Here is a 24,260-nt window from a genome sequence, read left to right as displayed (position 1 = left end):
CTGGTGGGTATGAATCACACACGCAATTGCCCCATTTCCGTCCGCTTTCCGATGTCACCGGTATACCCGTGTGGCGGATCGTCCGATCCCTCTCACAATAAGGAGTCTCTAACATGTTTGCTCAGACGATTGGCTGGTCCGGTGCAAAGCGGGGCTCGCGGCAAACGGCCTTTGCGGGCATGGCGGCCGCCGTGGCCCTGCTTGTCGGCATGGCTCCCGGTTCGGCGCTAAGCCAGGGCGCCACCATCAAGATCGGCGTGCCCGTTCCGCTGTCGGGCAGCAGTGCCAATGCCGGCACGGATATTGTCAATGGCGCGAAGCTCGCCGCCGCCAGAATCAACGCGGCCGGTGGCGTGCTCGGCAAGCAGATCGAGCTGGTGCCCGAGGACGACGCCTGTGATGCGCAGACCGCGGTGCAGGCGGCACAGAAACTCGTCGATGCGGGCGTTGTCGCGGTAGCGGGCGGATATTGCTCAAGCGCGGCGCTGCCGGAATCGACAACTTTTCATCGCGCCGGGATTCCCTACGTGCTGGATGCGTCGACGAATCCGCAACTGACCGAGATGGGGTACGACAACGTGTTCCGCACGATCGGCCGTGACGACCAGCAGGGCCCATTCGCGGCAAGCTTCATGAAAGACGTTCTGCACGCGAAGCGCGTGGCGGTGATCGACGACAACACGACCTATTCCAAAGGCCTCGCCCAGAACACCGTGCAAGCCCTGAAGAAGGACGGTGTCGATGTCGTGTACGCCAATTCGATCACCCCCGGACAGATGGACTATTCACCGACGCTCACGCGGGTCTCCTCACTGAAGCCTGACGTGATCTACTACACAGGCTATTTCTCCGAAGCCGGCCTGCTGGTCAAGGAGGCGCGGCAACTGGGTCTGAAAATGACCTTCATGGGCGGCGACGCCACCAATGACCCCACCCTGATGAAGACGGCCGGTCCCGCCGCCGACGGCATGATCATCACGACGGCACCGCTTGCGCAGTTCCTGAGCGGCGCGCACGCGTACGTCGACGACTATATGAAGGCTTACGGGCAAGCGCCGGGACCGTACTCGGTCTATGAATACGACGCTGTCGGAGTCACGGCCAAAGCCATCGCGGACGCAAAATCGGCCCAGCCTGCCGCGATCACCGCGGCTCTGCACAAGATCTCGAACTACCCGGGCGCGACCGGAACGATTTCCTTCAATGCGAAGGGGGACCGCAGTAAAGCGGTGTACATCACCATCATCGTGCACAACGACAAGTTCGAGCCCTACCAGCGGCAGGAAGCGAACGGGCATTGGGTGGCGATGAAGTAGGCGTCATTGCACGCGCCGCCCCGTCATGAGCGACTTCTTCCAGTTCGTCATCGAAGGGCTGACGACCGGCTCGTTCTATGCCCTCGTCGCCCTCGGCTACACGATGGTCTACGGCATCATCCGGCTGATCAACTTCGCTCATGGCGACCTGTTCATGGTCGGCGCGTTCATCGGCTGGACCGGTCTGATGGTTCTTGCATCCGCGCATCTGCCGCTCGCGCTGGCGCTGCTGATCGCCCTTGTGGCCGCCATGACGGTCACAGGCGCGCTCGGCCTGCTGATCGAGCGGCTCGCGTATCAGCCGTTGCTGCGCGCGCCGCGGCTGTCGATTCTGATTACGGCGCTGGGCGTCTCGCTGGCGCTGCAAAATGGGGTGCTGCTGATCTACGGCGCGGGCTTTCGCACCTATCCGCACGTGCTGAGCCAGGCCGGCTTCGAACTCCACGGCGTGCAGATCACCTTCGCGCAGATCGGCATCATCGTGACGAGCCTGGCCCTGATGCTGGCACTGTATTTCTTCGTTCACCACACTTTCCTCGGCACCGCGATGCGCGCGCTGGCAATCGATCAGGACGCCGCGCGTCTGATGGGCATCGACGTCGAACGCCTGATCCAGCTCACCTTTCTGCTCGGGTCGGTGCTGGCCGCCGTGGCGGGCGTCATGGAAGGTCTTTACTACACGCAGATCAATTTCTTCATGGGCTTCGTGCTAGGCCTGCGCGCGTTCACCGCCGCCGTGCTCGGCGGCATCGGCAACATCCCGGGCGCAATGGCGGGCGGCATCCTGATTGGCCTGCTCGAAGCCTTCGGCGCGGGCTATGTCTCTTCGCAATGGACCGACGTGTTCGTCTTCGGCGTGCTGATCGCCGTGCTCGTGATCAAGCCGACCGGGCTGTTCGGCGAACGCGTTGTCGAGAGAATGTAGTCCATGAGCGCCAGTCAGGCTTCCGCGCGTTGGGCCAGACCTCTCGGCGGTGCGCTGCTGGCCGCCGCCGTGGCGCTGCCCGCTGTCGTCAGCAACTATGTCGTCGATGTCGGCCTGACCATCGTCACCTATTCGATCCTGGGTCTTGGGCTGAACATCGTAGTCGGTTATGCCGGGTTGCTCGATCTGGGCTACGCGGCCTTCTTCGCGATCGGCGCATACACGACGGCATTGCTGGAAACCCTGCTGCACTTCTCGTTCTGGGAGACGCTGCCGTTCAGTCTGGCGTTCGCCGGGGTATCGGGCATCGTCATCGGCTATCCCACCCTGCGCCTGCGCAGCGACTATCTGGCGATCGTCACGCTGGGGTTCGGCGAAATCACGCGTATCGTCGCCACCAACCTCGACATCACGGGCGGCCCGAACGGCATCTTCGGCATCGCGAGCCCGAGCCTGTTCGGTTTCGAGATCAGTTCGCCGCTAGCGCTCTACGAACTGGGCATGGCGTTCCTCGTGCTGGTGCTCGGGTTCGCCATCCGGCTCGGCCAGTCGCGGCTGGGCCGCGCCTGGACCAGCATCCGCGAGGACGAGGCAGCTGCCGAGGCCGTCGGCGTGCCGACGCTGCGCGTCAAGCTGCTCGCCTATGTGATGGGCGCGCTGATCGGCGGGCTGGGCGGCAGCCTGTTCGCCGCCCGCTTCGGCACCATCGATCCGACCGGCTTCACCTATCTGCAGTCCGTCACGATCCTGATTGTCGTCGTGCTCGGCGGCCGGGGCAGCATTCCCGGTGTGCTCCTCGGCGCCATCATCGTCGCCGGCCTGCCGGAGATTCTGCGTTTTCTCAATCTCTGGCGCATCTTCGCTTTCGCGATCGGGCTCGTGATCCTGATGCTGCTAAGGCCACAGGGGTTGTGGCCAGCGCCGTTGCGCCGCGTCGCGCCGGCGCGCAAGGGCGCTGACGCCGATCGCGTCGCTGTGCCCGATCACGCCGTCACCGATGAGGTCCTGCTGGAGGTGCGCGACATGCAGCGCCGCTTCGGTGGCGTGCTGGCGGTCGGCGGTGTCAGCTTCATGGTGCGAAGCGGCGAGATCGTGAGCCTGATCGGTCCGAACGGCGCCGGCAAGACCACCGTGTTCAACTGCCTGACCGGCGTCATCCGCCCGACTGGCGGCCAGATCGTCTGGTGCGGGGAACGGCTTGCCGGCGGCGCGCCTCATCGCATCGTCCATCAAGGTATGGCGCGCACCTTCCAGGGCATCCGCCTGTTCGGCCACATGACGGCCTTCGAAAACGTCCTGACCGGCATGGACCATCGGCTTCGGACACCGCTCGCAGCCGAGCTTCTGGCGTTGCCGTCCTCGCGCGCCGAGGCGGCGGACCATTCCACCGAAGGCCTGCGCTGGCTCGCCTTCGTCGGTCTTGCCGGCAGGGCGGGCGAGCGCGCCGCCGATCTGCCCTACGGCGACCAACGCAGGCTGGAGATCGCCCGTGCGCTCGCCAGCAGCCCTCGCCTGCTGCTGCTCGATGAGCCGGCTGCAGGCATGAACCCGACCGAGAAACGCGCGCTGATGGAACTGATCCGGCGGATCCGGGATCATGGCGTGACGGTGCTGCTGATCGAGCACGACATGATGCTGGTGATGGGCGTGTCGGACCGGATCATCGTGATGGACCACGGCGTCATCATCGCCGAGGGCCAGCCCGCCGCGATCCAGGCGGACCCGCGGGTGATCGATGCCTATCTCGGCACAGCCGGAAAGGACGAGGCGAGCGACGATACTGCCGGGGAGAAATCGCTGTGGGACTCCTAGAAATCCGCGATCTGCGTGTGAGCTATGGGACTGTCGAAGTGCTGCACGGCATCTCGCTGGACGTCGCGGAGGGCGAGATCGTCGCGTTGCTCGGCAGCAACGGCGCGGGAAAAACGACCACGCTGCGGGCGATTTCCGGATTGATCCGGCCGCGCGCGGGCGACATTGCGATGGCTGGCCAGCGCCTGACGGGCTTGCGCGCACACCAGATCGTGGCGCTGGGTCTCGGTCATGTGCCAGAGGGGCGGCGCATTTTCGGCGCGCTGACGGTGGAGGAAAATCTGCATCTCGGCGGCTATCTGATCCGGCGCGACAGTGCAGCATTGCAACAGCGAAGGGATCAGCTCTATGCGACTTTCCCCCGGCTCGGCGAGCGACGCAGCCAGCTGGCGGGCACGCTCAGCGGCGGCGAACAGCAGATGCTGGCGATTGCCCGAGCCTTGATGCTGCGCCCGCGTATCGTGGTGCTGGACGAACCGTCGATGGGACTCGCGCCGAAGCTGGTCCGCGCGATCTTCGGCATGATCGCCGACATCTGCCGCGAAGGCACCTCGATTCTCCTCGTCGAGCAGAACGCCCGCCAGGCGCTGCGGATCGCTCATCGGGCTTACGTGCTGGAAAGCGGGCACATTGCGCTCGCGGGGTCCGCCCGCGAGCTGGCTCAGGATAGCCGGGTCCGCGCTGCCTATCTGGGCGGCAGTGCCAGCTCGGCAGAGTAACCCGCCAACTGGGCAATCGACCTTGGCTGAAACGGGTCAGACGTCATGGAGGCAAAACATGTCAGAGATCGATAAGGAAAAGGTCGTTGCAGTGCTGCGTCGCCCGAGCGATGACGACGCCGCCTCGTCGCGGCACGGCGCCGGCCTGAGTTCGACGGAGAATGCATCATGCTGAATTATCCTGCTGCCTATCAGTCCACCAAAGGCTCAGCGCTCGACGTCGACAAGACGTTCTATCAGCGCATCGCCTCACAGCACGACACCCGCACACTGGTCGAATCGATCGTCGTGCCGATCCGCTCGGGGCAAGCGTGGACCGTGCCGGCCGGACACGTGTTTCGCATTGTCACGATCGAAGGCCCGCAGGTTGCCGACCTGAACATGTGGAACCGGCACAACCCGCGCGAGCGCATGTGGGCGTCGCGCACGCGCCAGTTGCAGCAGGCGCACGTGAGCACGTTCGACCGTCTGTGGTCGACGCTGCCATTCCTGCGTCCGATGGTGACCATCACGGACGACAGTCTCGCAGGCTACGGTGTCGACGAGCACGGCGGCCGTGTCCACGATCTGCTCGGCACGCGCTGCGACCCCTACGTGAACCGCATGCTGACCGGCGAGGATTTTCATTTTCACTGCCACTCCAACCTGACGCGCGCCATCGCCCCGTATGGATTGACTGAGTACGACGTCCACGACGTGCTCAACGTGTTCCAGTGCACCGGCCTGAATCTCGAAGACAAATACTTCATGAAGGCGTGTCCGGCAAAGAAAGGCGATTACCTCGAATTCTTCGCGGAGATCGACTTGCTGTGCGCGCTGTCGACCTGTCCGGGCGGCGATCTGTCAGTGCCGATGTGGGGACCCGACGCGCGCGATCCGCTGGAAGTGTGCCGGCCGCTTGGCGTCGAGGTCTGGCAACTCGCGCCACAGATGCTGGATGGGTGGACGTCGCCGGCCGTGGCTGCCTACAAAGGGCAGCACGGAATGGTGCTGAATCAGCCGCAATGGAAGTGAGACTGGTGCCTCCTGTCCAGCAGGAATCGATGGTGGCGCAGCACAAAAGCCGGAGCGAGACCGCGCCGCCTTGAATGCCCGCCGGCCCCCTTGTATCTGAGGACATCATGAAAGTTGTCGTGCTCGGTGGCGGGGTAGTCGGTGTGACAACCGCGTACCAGTTGCAGAAGGACGGCCATGAGGTCGTGATCGTCGAGCGGCAGCCTTTAGTCGCATCGGAAACCAGTTGGGGTAACGCGGGCATGATCGCGCCCGGGCATTCCTTTGTCTGGTCCTCGCCCAAAGCGCCGATGATTCTGCTCAAATCGCTGGTGCTCAAAGATCAGGCGTTGCGCTTCAAGTTCTCGGCGGATCCCAGGCTTTACAGCTGGTCGTGGCGTTTCCTGATGGAATGCACATCGGAGAAGGCACGCCGCAATACCCTGCTCAAGCATCGGCTTGCCGCGTACTCGCAACGCGTGCTACAGAATGTGATCGCCGAGGACGCCATTGAATACGATCGAAATGACCGCGGAATTCTGTATTTTCATCGGACGCAGGAAGCGCAGGATCGCGGAGTCGAACACATGAAGCTGCTGGAATCCGATGGGCAAGTCATCAGGGTTCTCAGCCGCGATCAGGTCGTTGCACTCGACCCGTCGCTGGCTTCGGCAAAAGACAGGATAGCGGGTGCCATTTACTGCCCAACCGATGAGACTGGAGACCCTGCGAAGTTCACCCGCGCCCTTGCGGAAAAGATTGTCGCGCGTGGCGGTACGCTTCTGACGGACACCACCATCGACGGCTTCGAAACCGCTGGGCAGGACGTGGTGGGCATAAGAACGAGTCGAGGCCTTGTAAAAGCCGACGCGTATGTGCTCGCCCTTGGCCCCTATAGTCCGGTTCTTGGCCGACAGATCGGCATCGATCTTCCGATCTATCCGATCAAGGGATACTCCCTCACGATTCCGATCGATGGCCGGCCCATGCCACCCTCGGTCGCAGTGGTCGACGAGCACAACCTGGTCGCAATCTCGCGCTTCGGCGACCGGATCCGGGTCACCGCAACGGCGGAGTTTGCCGGCTACGACACGAGCCATAAGCCTTCTGATTTTGCGTTTATGAAGAGCGTGACACGAGAACTCTACCCGGCCGGCGCCAACTACGATCGCGCCGAAATGTGGGCCGGTCTCAGGCCGATGACGCCGACGAACCTGCCGTTTCTTGGGCGCAGGAAGTATCGCAATCTTTATCTGAATACCGGTCACGGTCATATCGGCTGGACCATGTCACACGGATCGGCTCGAATCACGGCCGACCTGATCGCGGGACGAACCCCGGCGATTCCGATGGTGGGGCTGCTTTGCGACTGATGGCGACGCGTTTTGCAGCCAAAACATGGGGCCCAGCCGAACGATGCCAGCAAACTATTGCATCGACCGGTCGAATCCGCCGCGCATGACCCGTCGGTACACGTCGCGCTCAAAGAATTGCGACTTCGAGACGCGTTATCGCGCGTCGGTCGCGATGTGTGACGGCATTGAAGTATCGGGAGACATTCCACCCTGATCTGTCAGACCGTTCGGCTCAGTATGGCATCATGAAGACGGAATTAAGCGCAGGCGGAAACGCGGCAGCATGAAAACGCTGGCACGGCGAATGCCATCGGCAACGTAAACGCCGATTTCCTGATTGACGCAAAAAAAACCTATATAGAATCGCAAGATGAACTCGAAGAATAGAACGGATGCAATGAAAATATTCGCATCCACCGTATGTTTAGTTTTGTTTTCTATATGGATAGTTTCTCTTAGAAAGGAAATAAACGCCGACGATGTCGTGTCATTCTCCCAAGCGAAAGATCTTATTGAGTTTGGCAGCCTGAGAGGATGGACTTACCCCGGTGCGCCATCGTTTTTTCCAGATATATTGCTATCAATACCATTTGAAATCCTCGCTCGAACTCCGTATTTTTTTCATCTGGTGACGGCGCCCGTTCAAGTACTGATATTTGTATTTGCATGCAGCCTTCTAACATCGAAGGAACGCCCTTTCGCCCAAACATACACAAATCTAACGATATCGTTAATCGCTATCGCGGTGAGCGGCCTGCTGGTGATCGGAAAAGACTTTTATTTTCTGATTGAAACGGCCTTTAGCTTCGAACATCACGGCTTCGCAGCGGTGCTAGCCGTAATTCTATATTTCTACGTAAAAAGCCATTTCAAGATCACCGTCCTGAACAGTGCCGCCTTGGTAATCGTGGTTTTTTTGCTGGGCATATCAGATCTTTATTTCGTTCTCTGGTTTGGAGCACTGTTGGCATCAGAGGCCATATTCGGCGAGAGAAAAAAATTTCTCGCCTTTACTGTGGCCTTCTCCGCTTTGGCAATATTTATCTTTCTTGTCTCGCTTGAAATTAATTCCTCGCTGGCCATTCAGGCTAAAAATTCCGCGACCGAGGATTATGCGGATAAACTTAGAAATGTATTTCATATTGCCATAATTTTGTTTTTCATGATTTCTATTTTTATAAAAACAAAATCGTTCAAATATAGCAAATCACTGTGCGCAGCCGCCATTTTTTCGATCGCCGTGGTCTGTGCCGCCGGATTGATTCATAACACATATGAATTTCGCTATCTATCAATAACCTACGTAATTTCTGCCTGGATGTTTCATGATCTGATAGATCGCTCAATTAAGATTAAAAATATCGTTGCCCTGACGTCGACAATATTGCTGGTCGCGCTCGTGGCAGCGCCGAAGATCCCGCAAAACGAAAACTTTCAGCGAGAAATTGATTGCCTGTCTCGCCAGGGGATAAGTGGCAGCACGGTTTATGCAGAGTATTGGCCGGCGAAGATCGTATTCGAAGGAACAAATAGAGTTTTTAACTTGATACAGATCGATCGAGATTTAAACGAGACGAGCTGGAATTACAACTCAAGATGGAAATCACTGCACAACGACAATGGGGTCTCTTATTACCTGACCGACCATTTAAGTCATAATGCCACACAACATTTGATCGACATTAAAGGCTCTGAACTGCTTTGTGACGGAAAGATCGTTACCGTAAAAGCGCAACAGTAGGATCTGACGGTGACCGTCACACCAGGTCTCGACTTTTGCATCTTAGCCAAGCTTCCTCAAGCGCATCTGCAATTGCGGCCGAGTTGAGCGCCGCGTCAAGAGAATCGAATCTTCGGCTTGACCACACGGGTCAATTGTCGCCGCGAACGTCCTTCATCAAGGCCTTTTTGATTTGATCGGGGCGCCATGGGTTGCCGGGCAGTCTGTCAGGATCGCTCTCTCCCTACGTAAGCTCATATTACAATGCCGGGCCAAAAACGCTGCCCGGTACGGCGGCACACAGACCCAAAAGTTCAATGTCGACCCAGCTTTCGAATCCCACGTCGCTCGCCTCAGCCTCCGATAAACCTGCCGCCGCGCGCATCGCATCACTCGACTGACTGCTCCCCTTCCACGCGCTGGTCTGGACGCTGGCCGCCTGGCTCGCGCGCGGCAATCTCGACATCCAGGGCGACATGGTCGAGACCTATGTCTGGGGCATCGAGTGGCAGGCCGGTTACGCGAAGCACCCGCCGCTTTCGTCGTGGGTCGCAGCGGCCTGGTTCAGCGTGTTCCCGCACACCGATCTCGCCTATTTCGCGCTGTCGGCGGTGAACGTGCTGGTCGGCCTGGCCGGGATCGTCGCGCTCGCCGGGCGCTTCGTGCCGCGCCAGATCGCGATCATCGCCGGGCTTGCGATGGCGGTCTCGCCGCTTTACTCGAATCTCGCCATCAAATTCAATCCGAACTCGATCCTGCTGTCGGTCTGGCCGTGGACCGCCTACTTTTTCGTCCGCTACGCGCAGCCGGGCAGCCGCCTCGCGCGCAGCGGCGCGGCGCTCGGTCTCGGGGCGTGCGCGGCGCTTGCCGTGCTGGGCAAGTACTTCACGATCGTGCTGCTGCTCGGGCTGTTGCTGGCATTGCTCGCGCGTCCCGCATGGCGTGCGCGCCTCGTCAGCGTCGATTCGCTGCTCGCGGTGGCGGCGGGAGTCGCCGTGCTGGCCCCGCACGTACACTGGATGATGGTTAATCATTTCCCGACGCTCGAGTATGCCGCGCAACGCACCGGCGGCACGCTTCTCGCCGCGGTCGGGCGCTTTGGCATCTACACGCTCGCGCAGATCGGCTATCTCGCGCTCAGTTTCGTTTTCGTGCTGTTGATGGTGCGCACGCGCGGGGCTGCGCGGCTCATGGCGCTGAGCGTTGTTCGGAGCGCGTCGTACCCGGATCTCTGGTGGCTCGCGCTGGGGCCACTGTTCGCGGTGGGCCTGCTGTCCGTGATCGGCAAGACGCAGATGGCCTCGGTCTGGGGCATGGCGCAGTGGTTCGCAATGGTGCCGCTCTGGCTTGCAGTGCTCGTGCAAGCCCGCTTCGAGTTCGCGCCGCAGCGTGCCATACGCGTCATGGCGGTGTACTGGGCGCTGGTGCTCGCGGTATCGGCAGTGGTCGGCTACACAGGGGCGCGGCGCAATTCCGACGACGCGGCCGAGCCGCGCGCGGAACTCGCGGCAGCCGCGCAGGCGGTGTGGCACGAACGCACCAGCCAGCCGCTGTCGATCGTGGCGGGCTCGACGCATGAGGCCGCTTCGATGGTGTTCTATGACGGCGACCGCGCCCGCTTCTGGGATCTCGACTGGCCGGCGGCAACGCCCTGGCTCACATCCGCCGATTTCGCGCGCCAGGGCTCGCTGATTGTGTGCCGTGGCGACGACTCGGGCTGCATCGCGACGGCATCGTCGCTAAGCCATGCAGCGCCGATTGCGCTCGAGGTGAGCAAGACCGCATGGGGACGGGAGCTGCCTGCGCGTCCCTACCAACTGTTCGTGATCGTGCCGCAGTCGTGAGCCACGCGCCCATCATGCCGTACCGCGGCCGGCCGCTCGTCGTCGATCTCGACGGCACGCTGGTGCGCTCCGACGTTCTGATCGAGTGCGTGTAGGCCTATCTGAAAGCCTCGCCGCTGCGCTGCTGGCAACTGCTGGTCTGGCTGCTGCATGGTGGCAAAGCGGGCCTGAAGGCGCGGCTCGCGGCCGGCCGTGCGCTCGTGCTTGCAACCGCCACGCACCAGCGTTATGCGCAGGCCATCGCGGATCATCTGGGCTGCTTCGACGAGGTCCATGCGATCGAGGGTGAGATCAACCTGTCGGCAAGGCGCAAGCGTGATGGCCTCGACTGCCTCTCAGGGGAAGATCGGCTCGTAACCTAACCGAGCGAATGGAAAGAGGTACCATGAGTACGCCGTCGAACGCCAGGCTCATCCGTGCCTGAGCGTGTAACGTCTCTCTGGCTAGAGATCCTGCCATGATCCTGTATCACACCGTCCCCGATTCGTCGGTCATCGAAATATCCGTCGAAGGCAAAATCACCGACCACGAACTGCGCGAAGCCATCGAGCGCATGCGTGGTGATCTTGAACTGAACGGTAAGACCCGCGTGCTCGAACGCATCGAGCATTTCAGCGGCATCGAGCCGAAGGCGCTATGGACCGACCTGACGCTCGGCGTCTCTGTCGCCCGCAAGGTCACGCGCGCCGCCGTGGTGGCCGACGCGGGCTGGATTCGCGCCTCGATGCATTTGGTGCGGTTCTTCACAAAGGCTGAAATCAAGGCGTTCCACGTCAACGAGCTGGAACAGGCGCGAGCCTGGATCAACGCCTGAACGTCGTCTCCAGCCGGGCGCATCGGGCGGAGGCCGGCCAGTTGGAGCCGCACGACTCAACATCAGAACTGTTACTGCCGAATCAAGGACACGGAGCGCAACGATCCTATGATGGAATGAGGCCGCGCGACACGCGCGGAAAAGCGCTAAAACATGTAGGAAAACAGGAGAAGAGGAGCACATGACGAAGCGAGTGATCGTGACCGGCGGCAGCGGCCTGGCCGGAAAATGGGTAGTCCAGAACCTGGTCGAGCACGGCTACGAGGTGATGAATCTTGACCGCGTGCCGATGGCGGCGCGCACGGCGCGCACGTTGATTACGGACATCACCGATGCGGGCCAGGTATTCAATGCGCTGGCATCGAGCACCGCGCCGGGAGAATTCGCCGACGACCTCGAACCAAAGCCGATCGACGCGATTGTGCATTTTGCGGCGATCCCTCGCATCATGATCACGCCCGACAACGAGGTCTACCGGATCAACGTGATGGGCACGTACAACATCCTCGACACAGCGTCGAAGCTTGGCATCCGCAAGGTGATCGTGGCATCGAGCGAAACCACATACGGTATGGTGTTCGCGCACCGGGATCGCAGTCCAGAGTACTTCCCGCTCGACGAGGAATACCCGGTGAACCCGATGGACAGCTACGCGACGTCGAAGGTGATCAACGAAGTGACGGCGAAGGCGTTCCACGCGCGCACCGGCTCTGACATTTACTGCTTTCGTATTGGCAACGTGCTCGAACCCAACGACTACGCGAAGTTTCCGGCGTGGCTCAAGGATCCAGCACTGCGCAAGAGGATTGCGTGGAGCTATATCGACGGGCGCGATCTCGCGAACGCGTGCCGGCTTGCCATCGAAAAGGACGGCCTCGGCTTTCAGGTCATGAATGTCGCGGCCGACGACGTGTCGTCCGACGTACCTACCGCGGAACTGCTCCGACGCTACTACCCCGGCGTGCCGCTCAAAAAGCAACTCGGCGAGTTCGAGACCCTGCTCAGCAACGAGAAGCTCAAGCGCCTTCTTGGGTGGAACCAGCAACACTACTGGCGCGACGAAGCGAAACAGGTCGTCCAGTAAGCATGGCGGGCCGGCCCCCGGCCGGCCAATCACGCCGTGCGAGTCTTCATGGACTGCTTTGAGGCGTGCCGCCACCCCGAACGCGGACCGACAATGAAGCCAATGGCTCGCCTTCACGGCTGTCAGCGCTGGCGCCTGCGTCGCTTATCCGCCGTCGGTGTTGCTACGTTCAGCCGCCGGTCAGCGGGTAGTCGTTTGCAGCAGGTCGCGCGCGGTGCTTAGCATGCCGTCGGCGATCTTTCCGGAATCGACCTTGTAGCTGCCGTCACGCAGGGCGCCCTTGATCGACTCGACCTCCGCCGTGTCGCTATCCGAATCGCTGGACGTGTGCATCGCGGACACTGATGAGAGATTAACCGTCGAATGCTGCGCGCCGGCAGCGCTGACCTGGTGCGCGGACTCGACGGCATACTTCGCATCGCTGTTGATCGTTGCGCGTTGCGGACCGTTCTGCGAAGCCGCGAGCGGAAAATTGCTGGATTCAATCTTCATGGTGTGTGTTCCCCACTGGTTGAGTCCTTTAACGGTTCAGCGTTTGAAATCTTCACCCTGGCGTGGGAAGCGGAACCGTATCCACGTTTCGCCGCGAGCCGCTAAGCCTTGCCGGGCGGGCACTCTAGCCGCCTGCAGCAAATTGCAACAAAGTGTGAGCAATACCACACAACGGCAATAAACTGATCGAAGCGTCGACCCGCGCCGAATCAAAGGCGCAGGTATGCTTGAGAACGCGACGCCGCACCCCATTTTGCTTGCTGTGAACAAACGTACCCGCCGCCCCTTGCAGCCTCGATGGCCCTTTCCGCCAAGTCGCGATGTCGCTGGTCGCGCCTTTGGCGATCTCGTCGCGCTTCAATATTGCGGCGCAGACGTGTGGCTCTGGCGATGCCGATGCGGCGGCCATGTGACTTCCGCCCTGAAGACGGTAGAGAGCGGTGCAGTGCGTGATTGCGGCTGCCGTGAGCAGCGTAGCGTGTGGCGGTCGCGACCGGGCTCACCTGCACTGAAGAGCGGCGAGGTTTTCGGCCAGCTGACGACCGAGCGGTACGCTGGCGATGGATTGTGGGTTTGCCGGTGCGACTGCGGTGGTGAGGCGACAGTTAGCGCCGGACGCTTGCGAATGGGCAAGGCGCGCTCGTGCGGCAGGTGCCTCGTCGCTTCGACTCACCGAGTGGCGTAGCGCCGGAACGGAAAATGTTCGTTCGACTCAGGTCAAGCGATCTACACTGCAATTCAACGAATGAGAAAAGATCGCCAGCCTTGGCTGGGTCTGGACGATCGTATTCCGATTTCGCTTTGATTTCGCTTTGATCAAGCGTAGTCCGTACATGCTCCCCTTTCTGTCTGGAGGCGGTCATGAAAAAGGAGAGAAAGACAGCACGGCAAATTCTGTCCGGGAACCCTCGGGAGGTTATCTCAGTGGGCCCCGACGACACGGTGCTGAACGCGTTGCAGTTGATGGCCGACAAGGACGTGACGACGGTGCTGGTGCTGCAGGACAGCAATCTGGTTGGCGTGCTGTCTCAGCGCGACTACGCCCGCAAGGTCGAGGTGCTTGGCCGCAACGCCGCGAACACCAGGGTTGGCGACATCATGACCACCCAGGTGCTTTATGTGACGCCCGAGCATACCTGCGATCAATGCCTCGCGTCGATGCATACCCGGCGGATCCGGCACCTGCCTGTGATCGAATCCGGGCGCGTCATCGGCGTGCTTTCCGACAGTGACGTGCTGGAGGAACTCCTGCAGGAGGACGAGCATTTCATCAGGATTCTCGAGGACGACATGCTCCATCTGACCATTGATACCGGTGGCGCCTATTAGCCAGTCGCGCTCGAATCAGGCGAGGTGAAACGTGAGCACGCAATCAACCGCGGGGGCGCTTTCACCGGCCATCCTTTCCCGTTCGTCCGGCAAAGTGGCGGCGGCGCGCGATGCCGTGCGCCTGATCCGCGACGGCGATACGGTCGCGACGGGCGGCTTCGTCGGCATCGGCTTCGCCGAAGACATCGCCATTGCCATCGAGCAACTCTGTACGGCGCATGACGAGGATACGTTAGTCACCCTCCCAAAGCCCGCCAACCTCACGCTAGTCTATGCGGCCGGCCAGGGAGACGGCAAGGAACGCGGACTGAACCACCTGGCGACGCCGGGACTCGTCAAGCGCGTCATCGGCGGACACTGGGGCCTCGTGCCGAAGCTACAGCAGCTTGCGGTGGATAACCAGATCGAGGCGTATAACCTGCCGCAGGGCGTGATCAGCCACCTGTTTCGCGACATTGCGGCCGGAAAGCCGGGCCATCTCTCCCGGGTCGGCCTCGGCACCTTCGTCGATCCGCGCTTCGGTGGTGGCAAACTGAACGAGCGCACCACCGAGAATCTGGTCGAGTTGATGCGGATCGGCGACGAGGAATATCTGTTCTACAAGGCCTTCCCGATCAACGTCGCGATCGTGCGCGGCACCACTGCCGACCCGGAAGGCAATGTGACGATGGAGCGCGAAGCCCTGACACTGGAGGCTCTCGCGATCGCCATGGCCGCGCACAACTGCCGCGGCCTCGTGATCGTCCAGGTGGAGCGCATCGCCGAAAGCGGCTCGCTCAATCCGCGCCAGGTCAAGATCCCCGGCGTGCTGGTCGATTGCGTCGTGCTGGCGCCGCCCGAGAACCACCAGCAGACCTTTGCCACACCATACAGTCCGGCGTACGCCGGCGAAATCCGGGTCCCCGCGAGCAGTGTGGCGCCGATGCCGATGAGTGAGCGCAAGGTGGTCGCGCGACGCGCGGCAATGGAACTCCAGCCAAACAGCGTGGTGAATCTCGGGATCGGCATGCCCGAAGGCATCGCCAGCGTCGCCAACGAGGAAAGGATCCTCGACCTGATGACGCTGACCACCGAGCCCGGCGTCATCGGCGGCATTCCTGCGGGAGGCTTGAACTTCGGCGCGGCGACCAATGCGCAGGCGATCATCGATCAGCCCGCCCAGTTCGATTTCTATGACGGCGGCGGGCTCGACGTCGCCTTTCTTGGCCTCGCCCAGGCCGATCGCATGGGAAACCTCAATGTGTCGAGATTCGGGCCGCGCCTGCCCGGCGCCGGAGGCTTCATCAACATTAGCCAGAATGCCAGGAAAGTCGTGTTCGTCGGCACTTTCATGGCGGGCCACAGCCAGATTTCGGTCGTCGACGGCAAGCTGCATATCCACCGTGACGGCACGGCCAGGAAATTCATCGAGGAAGTCGAGCATCGCACGTTCTCTGGCCCGTATGCGGCGGCAATGGGCAAGCCGGTCCTCTACATCACCGAGCGTTGCGTGTTCGAGCTGGGCGCCGAGGGCATGGAACTCATCGAGATTGCACCGGGCGTCGATCTGGAGCGCGATATTCTGGCCAGGATGGACTTCGCACCGATCCTGCGTTCGCCGACGCAGATGGACGAGCGGATTTTCCTGCCTGAACCGATGGGCCTGCGCTCGAATGTTTTGCGACTGCCGCTGGAAGCGCGCTTCATCTACGACGACGACAAGAACATCATGTTTCTCAATTTCGCGCGCCTCGAGGTGAAGCGTCCCGACGACATCGCGGCGATCCGGGCTCAGGTATGCCGCGTCTGCGAACCACTGGACCACAAGGTTTATGCAGTGGTGAACTACGAGGGTTTCGTGTTGGACCCCGCGCTGGAGGACGCGTACGTCGAAATGGTCGAGGATATGGTGCAGCGCTACTATGTCGGCGTAACGCGCTTCACTACCAGCGCTTTCATGCGCGCCAAGCTGGGTGGCGCCCTTACGCGGCGCGGGCTGTCACCTTATGTCTATGAGACGGAGGCGGAAGCGCAGGCCTACCTGCGCGAACAGTCGTCAAACCGCTGAATCCGGCTTGCATCGTGATCGCGGCACCGAAGGCCGAGTGCGCCCGCGCCGGGTTCTGTCGGACCCTCGATGTCAGTGCCCTGCCAGCCAGCGCAACTGAGGCCCCGGATATCCCGCGACCCACGTGCCGTTCGCGCTGAAATCCCACGTCGGACCGAAGCTCGCCGGCTCGAGCAACTGGATGTCCGTGAGTCCGCTCGAACTGGCCACCGCCGTGCCCGAACCGACACCCGCCGCCGCCCCCGACGATTGGCTGTTCCAGAACACGTTCGCCGCGATCCGGCCGCTGTTGGTGCCCGCGATACCGCCCTCCGTCGAGTTCGCGCCCGCCGTGAGCCTGGACGCGGCATACGACTGGCGGATGAAGCCCGTATTGCTGCCGACGAGTCCGCCGACAGTCGCGCCGCCGTTCAGGAATTCGTAGGCATACGATCGGGTGATGGCGCCATGGTTCGTGCCGACGAGTCCGCCGACCGTGCTTTGCGCACCGCCCGATGCGGGGGCGATCGCGAAAGACTGATCGATGCGGCCATCGTTGAGCCCGACCAGCCCACCGATCTGACCCACGCCGATGATGTTTACGCCCGCCCACGAGCGCTCGATGCGCCCAAAGTTCTCGCCGACCAGACCGCCGGCCACTGTGCTCGTGTTGCCCGGGGCACCGATGGCGCCCGTTGCGCCGACGTTCACCATGTATCCGTAGTTGATGCCGGCCAGCAAGCCGACCGTTTCTCCCGAGGACGTCGCGGTGCCTTCCGCGAGCGTGAAATTGCGCACGACGCCGCTCTTGCCGATCACGCCGAAGAGTCCGGTATCGGCCGTGCTTGAGAGACGCAGATCCGCGGGGAGATGCCCCATGCCGTCGAACTGACCGGTGAACGGATTCGCGGCGGTGCCGATGCCTCCGAACTCCGGCGCACCCGCGAATTCCAGCCCCCTGCTGCCCAACGCATAGTTGCCGGAGAGGTTGTTATTCACCGCGCTCAGGTCCGTCATGGAGTTGACGAGCTGATAGGCCGTGAACTGCGTGACGAGCCCAGTAAACGGCGCGGGGTGCCACGATACGTTGGTGTACACCGTGCCGGGCGTGTAGCTGCCGTTCATGTCGTACAGGCCGGTGACGATGCCCATGCTTCGCGACCAGTCGATCGTGCCCTGGTTGGTCAGACTGCCGCCGTTGTCGAAACCATAGGTGTCGGCGGACAGCGTGAGCGAGCCTGTGCCCCTATTGGCGATGGTCGCCTGCGGTGCGATCGTCAGCGAGTGCGCCGCGTCGAGCGTCAGGGAGGAGGCTCCGTGCCAGCGCACGCTCGCTTCGATCGCGATGTCTCCCTCGCCGGTCGCCCCGAGCTTGCCGTCCGCGCCGTTCGCGAGCACGGAGATGGACGCGCCGTTGCTCAGACTTGCGCCGAGCGTGTTGGCGGTCGGGACGTCCGCGGTGAAGTCCCCCGTGGTGATGTTCCATGCTTTCGCCCGCACCTCCGCGCCGCCGACCTTGACGTCCTTGCCGGACATGTCGAGCGTGCCGCCGCTGCCGTCCGCGTTACGCGCGCTGATCTGCGCCCCGCGCGCATCGACGTTGCCGGAGTTGACGACGACCCCGTTGACGGTGGTGTTCGCGACGAGCCAGACGTGGCCGTCGCGCGTCGCGGTGCCGGTGGCGCGCAGGGCGCCCGAATGACCCGCGAGCGCGAAGATATTGCCGTCGGCCGCCTGCACGTTGATGATCGCCGCCTGTACCGTGCCTGAGTTCGTCACCGTGCCGCCGCTTCCCACCTCCACGAAGACTTGTTGAAAGTTGCCGTCGAAGAGCCGGACCTGACGGCCTGCGACGAGTTCGGCATTGCCGTTCGGCGCATCGATCGTCCCTGCGTTCGTGACCTTGCTGGCCGATATCAGGAACACGTCCCCACCCGACGAACTGATCTTGCCGAGATTGACTACATCCGCCGTGGAACTGCCTGTGTAAGCCGAGCCACCGAACCCGGGCGGGTTGAGAAAGACATCGTTGGGGACGTCGAGCGTCGACGCGACGAAACGCCCTCCCGTCGACACCACGCCGCCTGGCCCGATGAGCACGCCATGCGGATTGACGAGGTAGATGCTGCCGGTGCCCTTCAGCGTGCCGTAGATCGCCGACACATCGTTACCCGTCACGCGATTGAGTGTCGCGCCCGTGCCGTTGTTGATCGACACCGTGCGGCACGATCCGATCGAAAAACTGTTCCATTCGATGATGCCGCGCGAGCCCGCTTGCGTGATGCTCATGCCGGCATCGTTCTGAGTGATGCTTCCCGAGCCGGCGACGAAATGCCCGCCTTGCGGCAGGGTACCCGCCGCGTACGCGACGTGCGTCATGGAAAGTCCGGTCAGCGAAATGGCGATGGCAAATGAAATTCGCACGCTTGCATGACGGCGTTGCGATGGACGTCGCCGCAGCAGAGATGGCCTTCGAGTGCTCATACATCCCCCTTCCACGCTCGCGCGAAACGGCTGCCAACGACCCGTGGAGCCGACCGGAAACGCGTGAGTCGCCGCGTATGAAGATTAGCAGTTCGTCGCGTCGCCACTTAACGACCGTGGCTGATTTGGTCGATATTTCGGCCCGAAACGTTGTTGCGCGACCGGGACGGGATTACCGTCGCCTTCCATCTTGATAACGATTTCAATGCAAGTTTGAAATACCGTTATTACGGGAGGTTATTAAGTCACTGGTTTCAAGCGCGGTCGACCATCGTCAAGCGCCCGTGCGGCGGGCCTTGCAGCCTGGCGGCACCGGGCGCGCCCGGATTTGCGATCGAGCAGCGCGAACGTTGCTGGGCAACAGCCGCAACGCGACATTTCGGTATACTCGCGAGCTTTCCCAAAAACGATTATTCGCGGCCCTCCGCCCGAGCAGCGACCGCCGTTTCATAGGCGTGCCGCCCTCGCGCGACAAGCGTGCCCGCCCCGCTCTCCATGTCCGATCTCTCCACGCCGTTCGGCGCGCCCCGCCGTCTCGTCAACATCAATCCGAAGCCGCTTTCCGTCGCGTTCGCGCTGGTCGTGCTCGGCGCGATCTATCTCGCGCAGACCGTCAGCGTGAAACAGGCCGCGCTGTACGTCCTCGGCGCGCTGCTCGGCGTCACGCTCTATCACGCCGCGTTCGGCTTCACGTCCGCATGGCGCGTGTTCATCGCCGACGGCCGCGGCGCCGGCCTGCGCGCGCAGATGCTGATGCTCGCGATCGGCGTGCTGCTGTTCTTCCCGGCGCTTTCCGCCGGCACGCTATTCGGTCATCCGGTCGTCGGTGAAGTGTCGCCCGTCGGCACGTCGGTCCTGATCGGCGCGTTCATGTTCGGCATCGGCATGCAGCTCGGCGGCGGCTGCGCCTCCGGCACGCTGTATACGGTCGGCGGCGGCAGCACACGGATGGTGGTCACGCTGATCGCGTTCATCATCGGCTCGGTGATCGGCACCGCGCACATGCCGTTCTGGTCCGCGCTGCCGCATCTGCCGCCGATCTCGCTCGTGCAGACGCTCGGCGTCGGCCCGGCGATCGCGCTGAACCTCGTGGTGTTCGCGGCCATCGCCGCGCTGACCGTGCTGATCGAAAAGCGCCGTCACGGCCGTCTCGTCAGCGGCGTGGAGCGCGCCCCGAACGCATCGCCGTGGCTGCATGGACCGTGGCCGCTCCTCACCGGCGGCGTCGTGCTCGCGATCCTCAACTTCGTGACGCTCGCGCTGTCGGGCCATCCGTGGGGCATCACGTCGGCGTTCGCGCTGTGGGGCGCGAAGGCGTTCTCCGCGATGGGCGTCGACGTCGCGAGCTGGCATGTGTGGAGCAGCGGCCCGAACGCGGCCGCCCTTGCCGCACCGATCAGCCACGACGCGAAGTCGGTCATGGACATCGGCATCGTGATCGGCGCGATGGTTGCCGCTTCGCTGGCCGGCCGCTATGCGCCGGTGTGGCGTCTGCCGCTGCGCTCGCTGATCGCGGCGATCGTCGGCGGACTGATTCTCGGCTACGGCGCGCGCCTCGCGTACGGCTGCAATATCGGCGCGTACTTCAGCGGCATCGTGTCGGGCAGCCTGCACGGCTGGCTGTGGCTCGTCTCGGCATTTTTCGGCAACGTGGTCGGCACGAAGCTGCGTCCGGTGTTCGGCCTCGCGGTCGAGCGCGTCAAGCGGACGGGCTGCTGAGCGGGCGGCTTCGGCCGCCTATCGGGCGGGGGCTGCGCTGCCGGCCTCCCTTGCACCCGTCTGAAGCCGTCGCGCGAGTTCGTCAGCGATCTGCTCCGCGCTTTTCCTGACCGCCGTCTTTTCATCGCGGCCCGACAGCACGACCTTCGCGGCGATCACGTACGGGTTGAGCTTGATCACGGCGCCCGGCATATCCCTGCTCGCCCCCTCTTCAACAGTTTCATAGAGCGGCGGTAACTCCGGCGTAGCCAGGTTATCGCAGGAAACCGCGACCTGAAACTGGCTTTGGCCCGCGCCCATACCCACCATCGCGCGACGCAGCCGATTACCCTCATCGACACTGAGAAAAACGCCGCGCACCTGCCAGCCGTCGTGGGGCAGCGGTTCACCCGGCGTGACGCGGCGCGCGTCTACTCCGGCCTTCTTCAGATCGTCCGTCAGAGATTGCGCCATCAGCGCAACCATGTCTCGCGCACGCGCCTGCGGATCCTGCTGCTGACGCACCGGGCCCTCAGGCACCAGATTGCCCAGGATGCCTCGCGCGCGGTGGCCTGGCCCGCTGTCAGGGGCGATGTTCGCGGCGTCGAGATCGAAATCGGAGACATAGACGACCGGCGGCGCGACAGGAGCCGCGAGCGCTGCCGACGAATCCGCGGCCAGACATCCTTGCGCGCTGGCACACACGTACGTCGCCAGACATATCATTCGCACCCATCGCAACACCATTGCGCACCTCCACGCTGATCGACCGGTACTGGTTGCATGGCAGCGACGAAATACGGCATTCATATCGCGGCCGTTCATCCAGCTTAGGTCTTTCAGAAGCGCACCCATGGCTCGATCGTCTGCATCGCGATCTGAAAATCCTATACTGGGTCGGTGCGGTTGCCGACTTCGCGCTTTGTCTGCGCATCCGTTTGCGCGAGTCCAATCGTCCGACATGACGCCTCTGAAACCCGGTGCACCGCGCGTTGCGTCATCTGCCTGACAGAACGGGAAATCAAGCCATGCTGACGATCGACGACATCCGCGCCGTGCCGCTGTTCTCGACCCTCCCCGACAGCGAACTGGAAATCCTCGTGCACGCGTGCGCCGACCTGCATCTATGCGCGGGCGAGTTCGCGGTCCATGAAGGCGGCGAGCGCGCGTTATACGCCGTGCTGTCGGGCAAGATGGAAGTCATCAAGACGTTCGACGGCATCGAGCGAACCTTGGGCTGGCGTCTGCCCGGCACGATCTTCGGCGAAGTGCCGCTCGCGCTGAGCTCACCGTTTCCGGGCGCGTATCGAGCGGCCGAGCCTTCGCGCGTGATGCGGGTCGACGCGCCGCAATACTATGCGCTCGCGGCGGCGTCGCCCGACGTGGCGTTCAAGATGGGCGCGCTCGCGCGCGAACGCATCGGCGGGCTGCAAAGCCTTTCCGCCGAGCCGCCGAAGGCGCGTGTGACGATCGTCGGCAACCGTTGGGACAATGCGTGCACGCTGCTGCGTCAGTTCCTCGCGCGCAATCAGATCAGCGTCGACTGGCTGGCGCCGGATGCGCCCGAATTGGCCGCGCGCTGGCCTGGCACGTGTCCGACGCAAGGCGAGTGCCCCGCGTTGCGCCTCATCGACGGCACGGTGCTGAGGCGGCCCGCGACCCGCGAGCTTGCGGGACTGCTCGGCCTCCAGACGCAGCCGCGTCTGGCCGCATACGACACGGCGATCATCGGCGGCGGCCCTGCTGGGCTGGCTGCCGCGGTATACGGCGCGTCGGAAGGTCTGCGCACGCTGGTGCTGGAGCGCGAGGCGCCGGGCGGACAGGCGGGCACGTCCTCGCGCATCGAAAATTATCTCGGCTTTCCCAATGGCGTTTCCGGCGACGAACTCGCGAACCGCGCGCTGCAACAGGCACGGCGGCTCGGCGCGGAGATCCTCGTGACGCGCTCGGTCGAGCGCATCGATGTGCAGGCGCGGCGGATTCATCTCGATGGCGGCGACGCCGTGCACGCTCGAACCATCATTCTCGCGACGGGCGTCACGTGGCGGCGGCTGGCGATCGACGGCTTCGACCGCTTGATCGGCAAGGGGATTTACTACGGCGCGGCGCGCAGCGAAGCGAGCGCGACGCACGGCCTCGATGTCCATCTGATCGGCGGCGGCAATTCGGCCGGCCAGGCGGCGTTGTACTTCGCCAATCATGCGCGCAGCGTGACGCTCGTCGTGCGCGGCGATTCGCTCGAAAAGGGCATGTCGCGCTATCTCGTCGAACAGCTAGCGGGCAAATCGAATGTCGCGGTGCGGCTGCGCTCGGAAGTCGTCGGCGCGCATGGCGATACGCATCTGACGGCCATCACCGTTCGCGATTCGACGAGCGACGCAGTGAGCCGGCACGACTGCGGCGGTCTGTTCGTCTTCATCGGAGCGGATGCGCAGACGGAGTGGCTGCCGCCCGAAATCGCGCGCGATGTGCGCGGCTACGTTCTGACCGGCGATGACGTCGTCAAGGCCGGACGCTGGTCGCATCAGCGCGATCCTTACCTGCTCGAATCGAGCGTGGCTGGCGTGTTCGCGTGCGGAGACGTGAGACTGAGTCCTGTGAAGCGTGTCGCTTCGGCCGTCGGCGAGGGCAGCATGGCGATTGCTTTCGCGCACAGGTATTTGCAGTCGGACGGAGCTTGAGTTCGTCGCGTGAGTCTGCTGCGCGATCGGGTTGCGCGGCCGCTATGGATTCGCAGGCAGCGCGACGCGTTCCAATACCGTCATCGGGCCGAGCCTTTCGATCACATCCAGTTGAGCCGCATCGCGCACGAACAGCGAACCCGCAAAGCCGAGCGCGTTGACCGACACGCCTTCGACTCGCTCTTGCGATCTCGGCACGAGCAACATCCAGCGCCGCGTGACCAGCAGGTTGTAGGGCGTCGCATGACAGCAGGCACGGTCGATTTCGAGCGCGCCGATATCCGCCGCGTCGAGCAGCGTGCGATAGCGGGAAAGCGCCAGCTTCGGCGCATCCGCGCGAGCCAGATCATCGGCGTGAAAGCGTGCGAACGCATGCCGGAACGGCAGATCCGCCATGCCGTCCTCCGCACCGAGCAAGGGCTCGACCGGCACGGACGGATCGGCTTCCCCGAGCGGCAGCGGCACGATCTGCAGGTGCTTGTGCGGCTGGCTCGCGCCCGCCTGCGTGCCGGCGTTGTAAAAGCCGATGCCGTCGAATTCGGCCATGCACGCGAGCAGCGCTTCGAAATCGGCAAGATCGAGCAGCGCTTCCTGCGGTTCGAATTCGCGCGTGACGATCAGCAGATGATGATCGATCACGTTGAACTTGTTCAGCAACGCGAGGTGAGTATCGGAGATGTCGGCGACGAACAGATCCGGCTCATAGGGAAGAAATGGGTTCGCCTGAGGGTGCTTTGCCGTCTGCAGCTTGCGCGCTTGCTCGCGTTGCTGTTCCTTGCGCGTCAGGCTCGACACCCGACGCACGAGAAAACGGATGCCGCCGCTGTCGATCACGGACTGTTGCGTGTCGATCGGTCGCAGCGCGCCGCAGCTCAGCGCATGTCCGGTCCGTCGCACAATGGCGGGCCACAGCGTGCCCGGAATCAGGCGTCGTTGTCGTTCCATAGGATGTCGGCAGGCGTGGCGGC

At 62.8% G+C, this 24,260-nt stretch carries 19 protein-coding genes and 1 pseudogene; 15 read left to right on the top strand and 5 right to left on the bottom strand.

All coding sequences use genetic code 11. The features are described 5' to 3' along the window. Positions 1–179 precede the first annotated feature (179 nt). From HWY30_RS01420 to HWY30_RS01370, 11 genes and pseudogenes are all read left to right on the top strand, one after another. Positions 180–1,316, top strand: coding sequence for a branched-chain amino acid ABC transporter substrate-binding protein (locus HWY30_RS01420; RefSeq protein WP_244144732.1), 1,137 nt, complete (start codon positions 180–182; stop codon positions 1,314–1,316). A gap of 25 nt (positions 1,317–1,341) precedes the next feature. Next, positions 1,342–2,241, top strand: coding sequence for a branched-chain amino acid ABC transporter permease (locus HWY30_RS01415; protein WP_018422469.1), 900 nt, complete (start codon positions 1,342–1,344; stop codon positions 2,239–2,241). A 3-nt stretch (positions 2,242–2,244) separates the two neighbouring features. Next, the gene (locus HWY30_RS01410; RefSeq protein ID WP_090810983.1) at positions 2,245–4,053 is read left to right on the top strand and encodes a branched-chain amino acid ABC transporter ATP-binding protein/permease; all 1,809 of its coding nucleotides are present in this window, start codon (positions 2,245–2,247) and stop codon (positions 4,051–4,053) included. Next, entirely contained in the window at positions 4,041–4,772 is a 732-nt protein-coding gene (locus HWY30_RS01405) for an ABC transporter ATP-binding protein (protein ID WP_090810981.1), read from the top strand. Before HWY30_RS01410 ends, HWY30_RS01405 begins: the two co-directional genes overlap by 13 nt. 168 nt (positions 4,773–4,940) lie before the next feature. Next, a complete protein-coding gene (locus HWY30_RS01400) occupies positions 4,941–5,786 on the top strand; it encodes an urea carboxylase-associated family protein (RefSeq protein WP_090810979.1) in 846 nt (281 codons plus the stop codon). Between the two features lie 107 nt (positions 5,787–5,893). Next, entirely contained in the window at positions 5,894–7,138 is a 1,245-nt protein-coding gene (locus tag HWY30_RS01395; RefSeq protein WP_090810977.1) for a D-amino acid dehydrogenase, read from the top strand. Positions 7,139–7,490: 352 nt separating this feature from the next. Beyond that, complete coding sequence (locus tag HWY30_RS01390; protein ID WP_143037294.1) at positions 7,491–8,861, top strand: hypothetical protein; 1,371 nt, start codon at positions 7,491–7,493, stop codon at positions 8,859–8,861. A 455-nt stretch (positions 8,862–9,316) separates the two neighbouring features. Continuing rightward, positions 9,317–10,684, top strand: coding sequence for a glycosyltransferase family 39 protein (locus HWY30_RS01385; protein ID WP_244144731.1), 1,368 nt, complete (start codon positions 9,317–9,319; stop codon positions 10,682–10,684). Between the two features lie 14 nt (positions 10,685–10,698). Continuing rightward, positions 10,699–11,028, top strand: a pseudogene (locus tag HWY30_RS41355) (UbiA family prenyltransferase); the annotation flags it as partial. Positions 11,029–11,141: 113 nt separating this feature from the next. Continuing rightward, positions 11,142–11,498: a SpoIIAA family protein gene (locus HWY30_RS01375; RefSeq protein ID WP_090810972.1), complete on the top strand. Its 357-nt coding sequence runs from the start codon at positions 11,142–11,144 to the stop codon at positions 11,496–11,498. Positions 11,499–11,679: 181 nt separating this feature from the next. After that, a complete protein-coding gene (locus HWY30_RS01370) occupies positions 11,680–12,582 on the top strand; it encodes an NAD-dependent epimerase/dehydratase family protein (protein ID WP_090810970.1) in 903 nt (300 codons plus the stop codon). A 180-nt stretch (positions 12,583–12,762) separates the two neighbouring features. Here HWY30_RS01370 and flgM read toward each other — a convergent pair whose 3' ends face one another. Beyond that, a complete protein-coding gene (gene flgM / locus HWY30_RS01365; RefSeq protein ID WP_090810968.1) occupies positions 12,763–13,074 on the bottom strand; it encodes a flagellar biosynthesis anti-sigma factor FlgM in 312 nt (103 codons plus the stop codon). Positions 13,075–13,198: 124 nt separating this feature from the next. Further along, on the bottom strand, positions 13,199–13,483 hold the full coding sequence (locus tag HWY30_RS01360; protein WP_143037293.1) for a hypothetical protein: 285 nt from the start codon (positions 13,481–13,483) through the stop codon (positions 13,199–13,201). 452 nt (positions 13,484–13,935) lie between these two features. Here HWY30_RS01360 and HWY30_RS01355 point away from each other — a divergent pair, with 452 nt between their 5' ends. Next, positions 13,936–14,403: a CBS domain-containing protein gene (locus HWY30_RS01355; protein WP_090810966.1), complete on the top strand. Its 468-nt coding sequence runs from the start codon at positions 13,936–13,938 to the stop codon at positions 14,401–14,403. A 31-nt stretch (positions 14,404–14,434) separates the two neighbouring features. Then, positions 14,435–16,450, top strand: coding sequence for an acyl CoA:acetate/3-ketoacid CoA transferase (locus HWY30_RS01350; RefSeq protein ID WP_090810963.1), 2,016 nt, complete (start codon positions 14,435–14,437; stop codon positions 16,448–16,450). Between the two features lie 72 nt (positions 16,451–16,522). Here HWY30_RS01350 and HWY30_RS01345 read toward each other — a convergent pair whose 3' ends face one another. After that, complete coding sequence (locus tag HWY30_RS01345) at positions 16,523–18,808, bottom strand: two-partner secretion domain-containing protein (RefSeq protein WP_244144730.1); 2,286 nt, start codon at positions 18,806–18,808, stop codon at positions 16,523–16,525. Between the two features lie 600 nt (positions 18,809–19,408). Between HWY30_RS01345 and HWY30_RS01340 the strand changes: the two genes are divergently transcribed. Continuing rightward, positions 19,409–20,632 (top strand): YeeE/YedE family protein, encoded by a 1,224-nt coding sequence (locus tag HWY30_RS01340; RefSeq protein ID WP_090810959.1) that lies wholly within the window; start codon positions 19,409–19,411, stop codon positions 20,630–20,632. 18 nt (positions 20,633–20,650) lie between these two features. Here the strand turns inward: HWY30_RS01340 and HWY30_RS01335 are convergent, their stop codons facing one another. Then, on the bottom strand, positions 20,651–21,358 hold the full coding sequence (locus HWY30_RS01335; RefSeq protein WP_090810957.1) for a DUF4410 domain-containing protein: 708 nt from the start codon (positions 21,356–21,358) through the stop codon (positions 20,651–20,653). A 281-nt stretch (positions 21,359–21,639) separates the two neighbouring features. Here HWY30_RS01335 and HWY30_RS01330 point away from each other — a divergent pair, with 281 nt between their 5' ends. Then, positions 21,640–23,292 carry an FAD-dependent oxidoreductase gene (locus tag HWY30_RS01330; protein ID WP_090810953.1) on the top strand — a complete coding sequence of 551 codons (1,653 nt, stop codon included), beginning with the start codon at positions 21,640–21,642 and terminating at the stop codon, positions 23,290–23,292. Between the two features lie 42 nt (positions 23,293–23,334). On the opposite strand, the gene HWY30_RS01325 is transcribed toward HWY30_RS01330, so the two are convergent. Then, on the bottom strand, positions 23,335–24,237 hold the full coding sequence (locus HWY30_RS01325; RefSeq protein WP_090810951.1) for an ATP adenylyltransferase family protein: 903 nt from the start codon (positions 24,235–24,237) through the stop codon (positions 23,335–23,337). Positions 24,238–24,260: the final 23 nt, after the last annotated feature.

Origin of the sequence: Paraburkholderia tuberum STM678 (genome assembly GCF_902833905.1) — a bacterium.
Taxonomy (GTDB): domain Bacteria; phylum Pseudomonadota; class Gammaproteobacteria; order Burkholderiales; family Burkholderiaceae; genus Paraburkholderia; species Paraburkholderia tuberum.
This window is presented reverse-complemented; position numbering and strand designations above follow the sequence as displayed.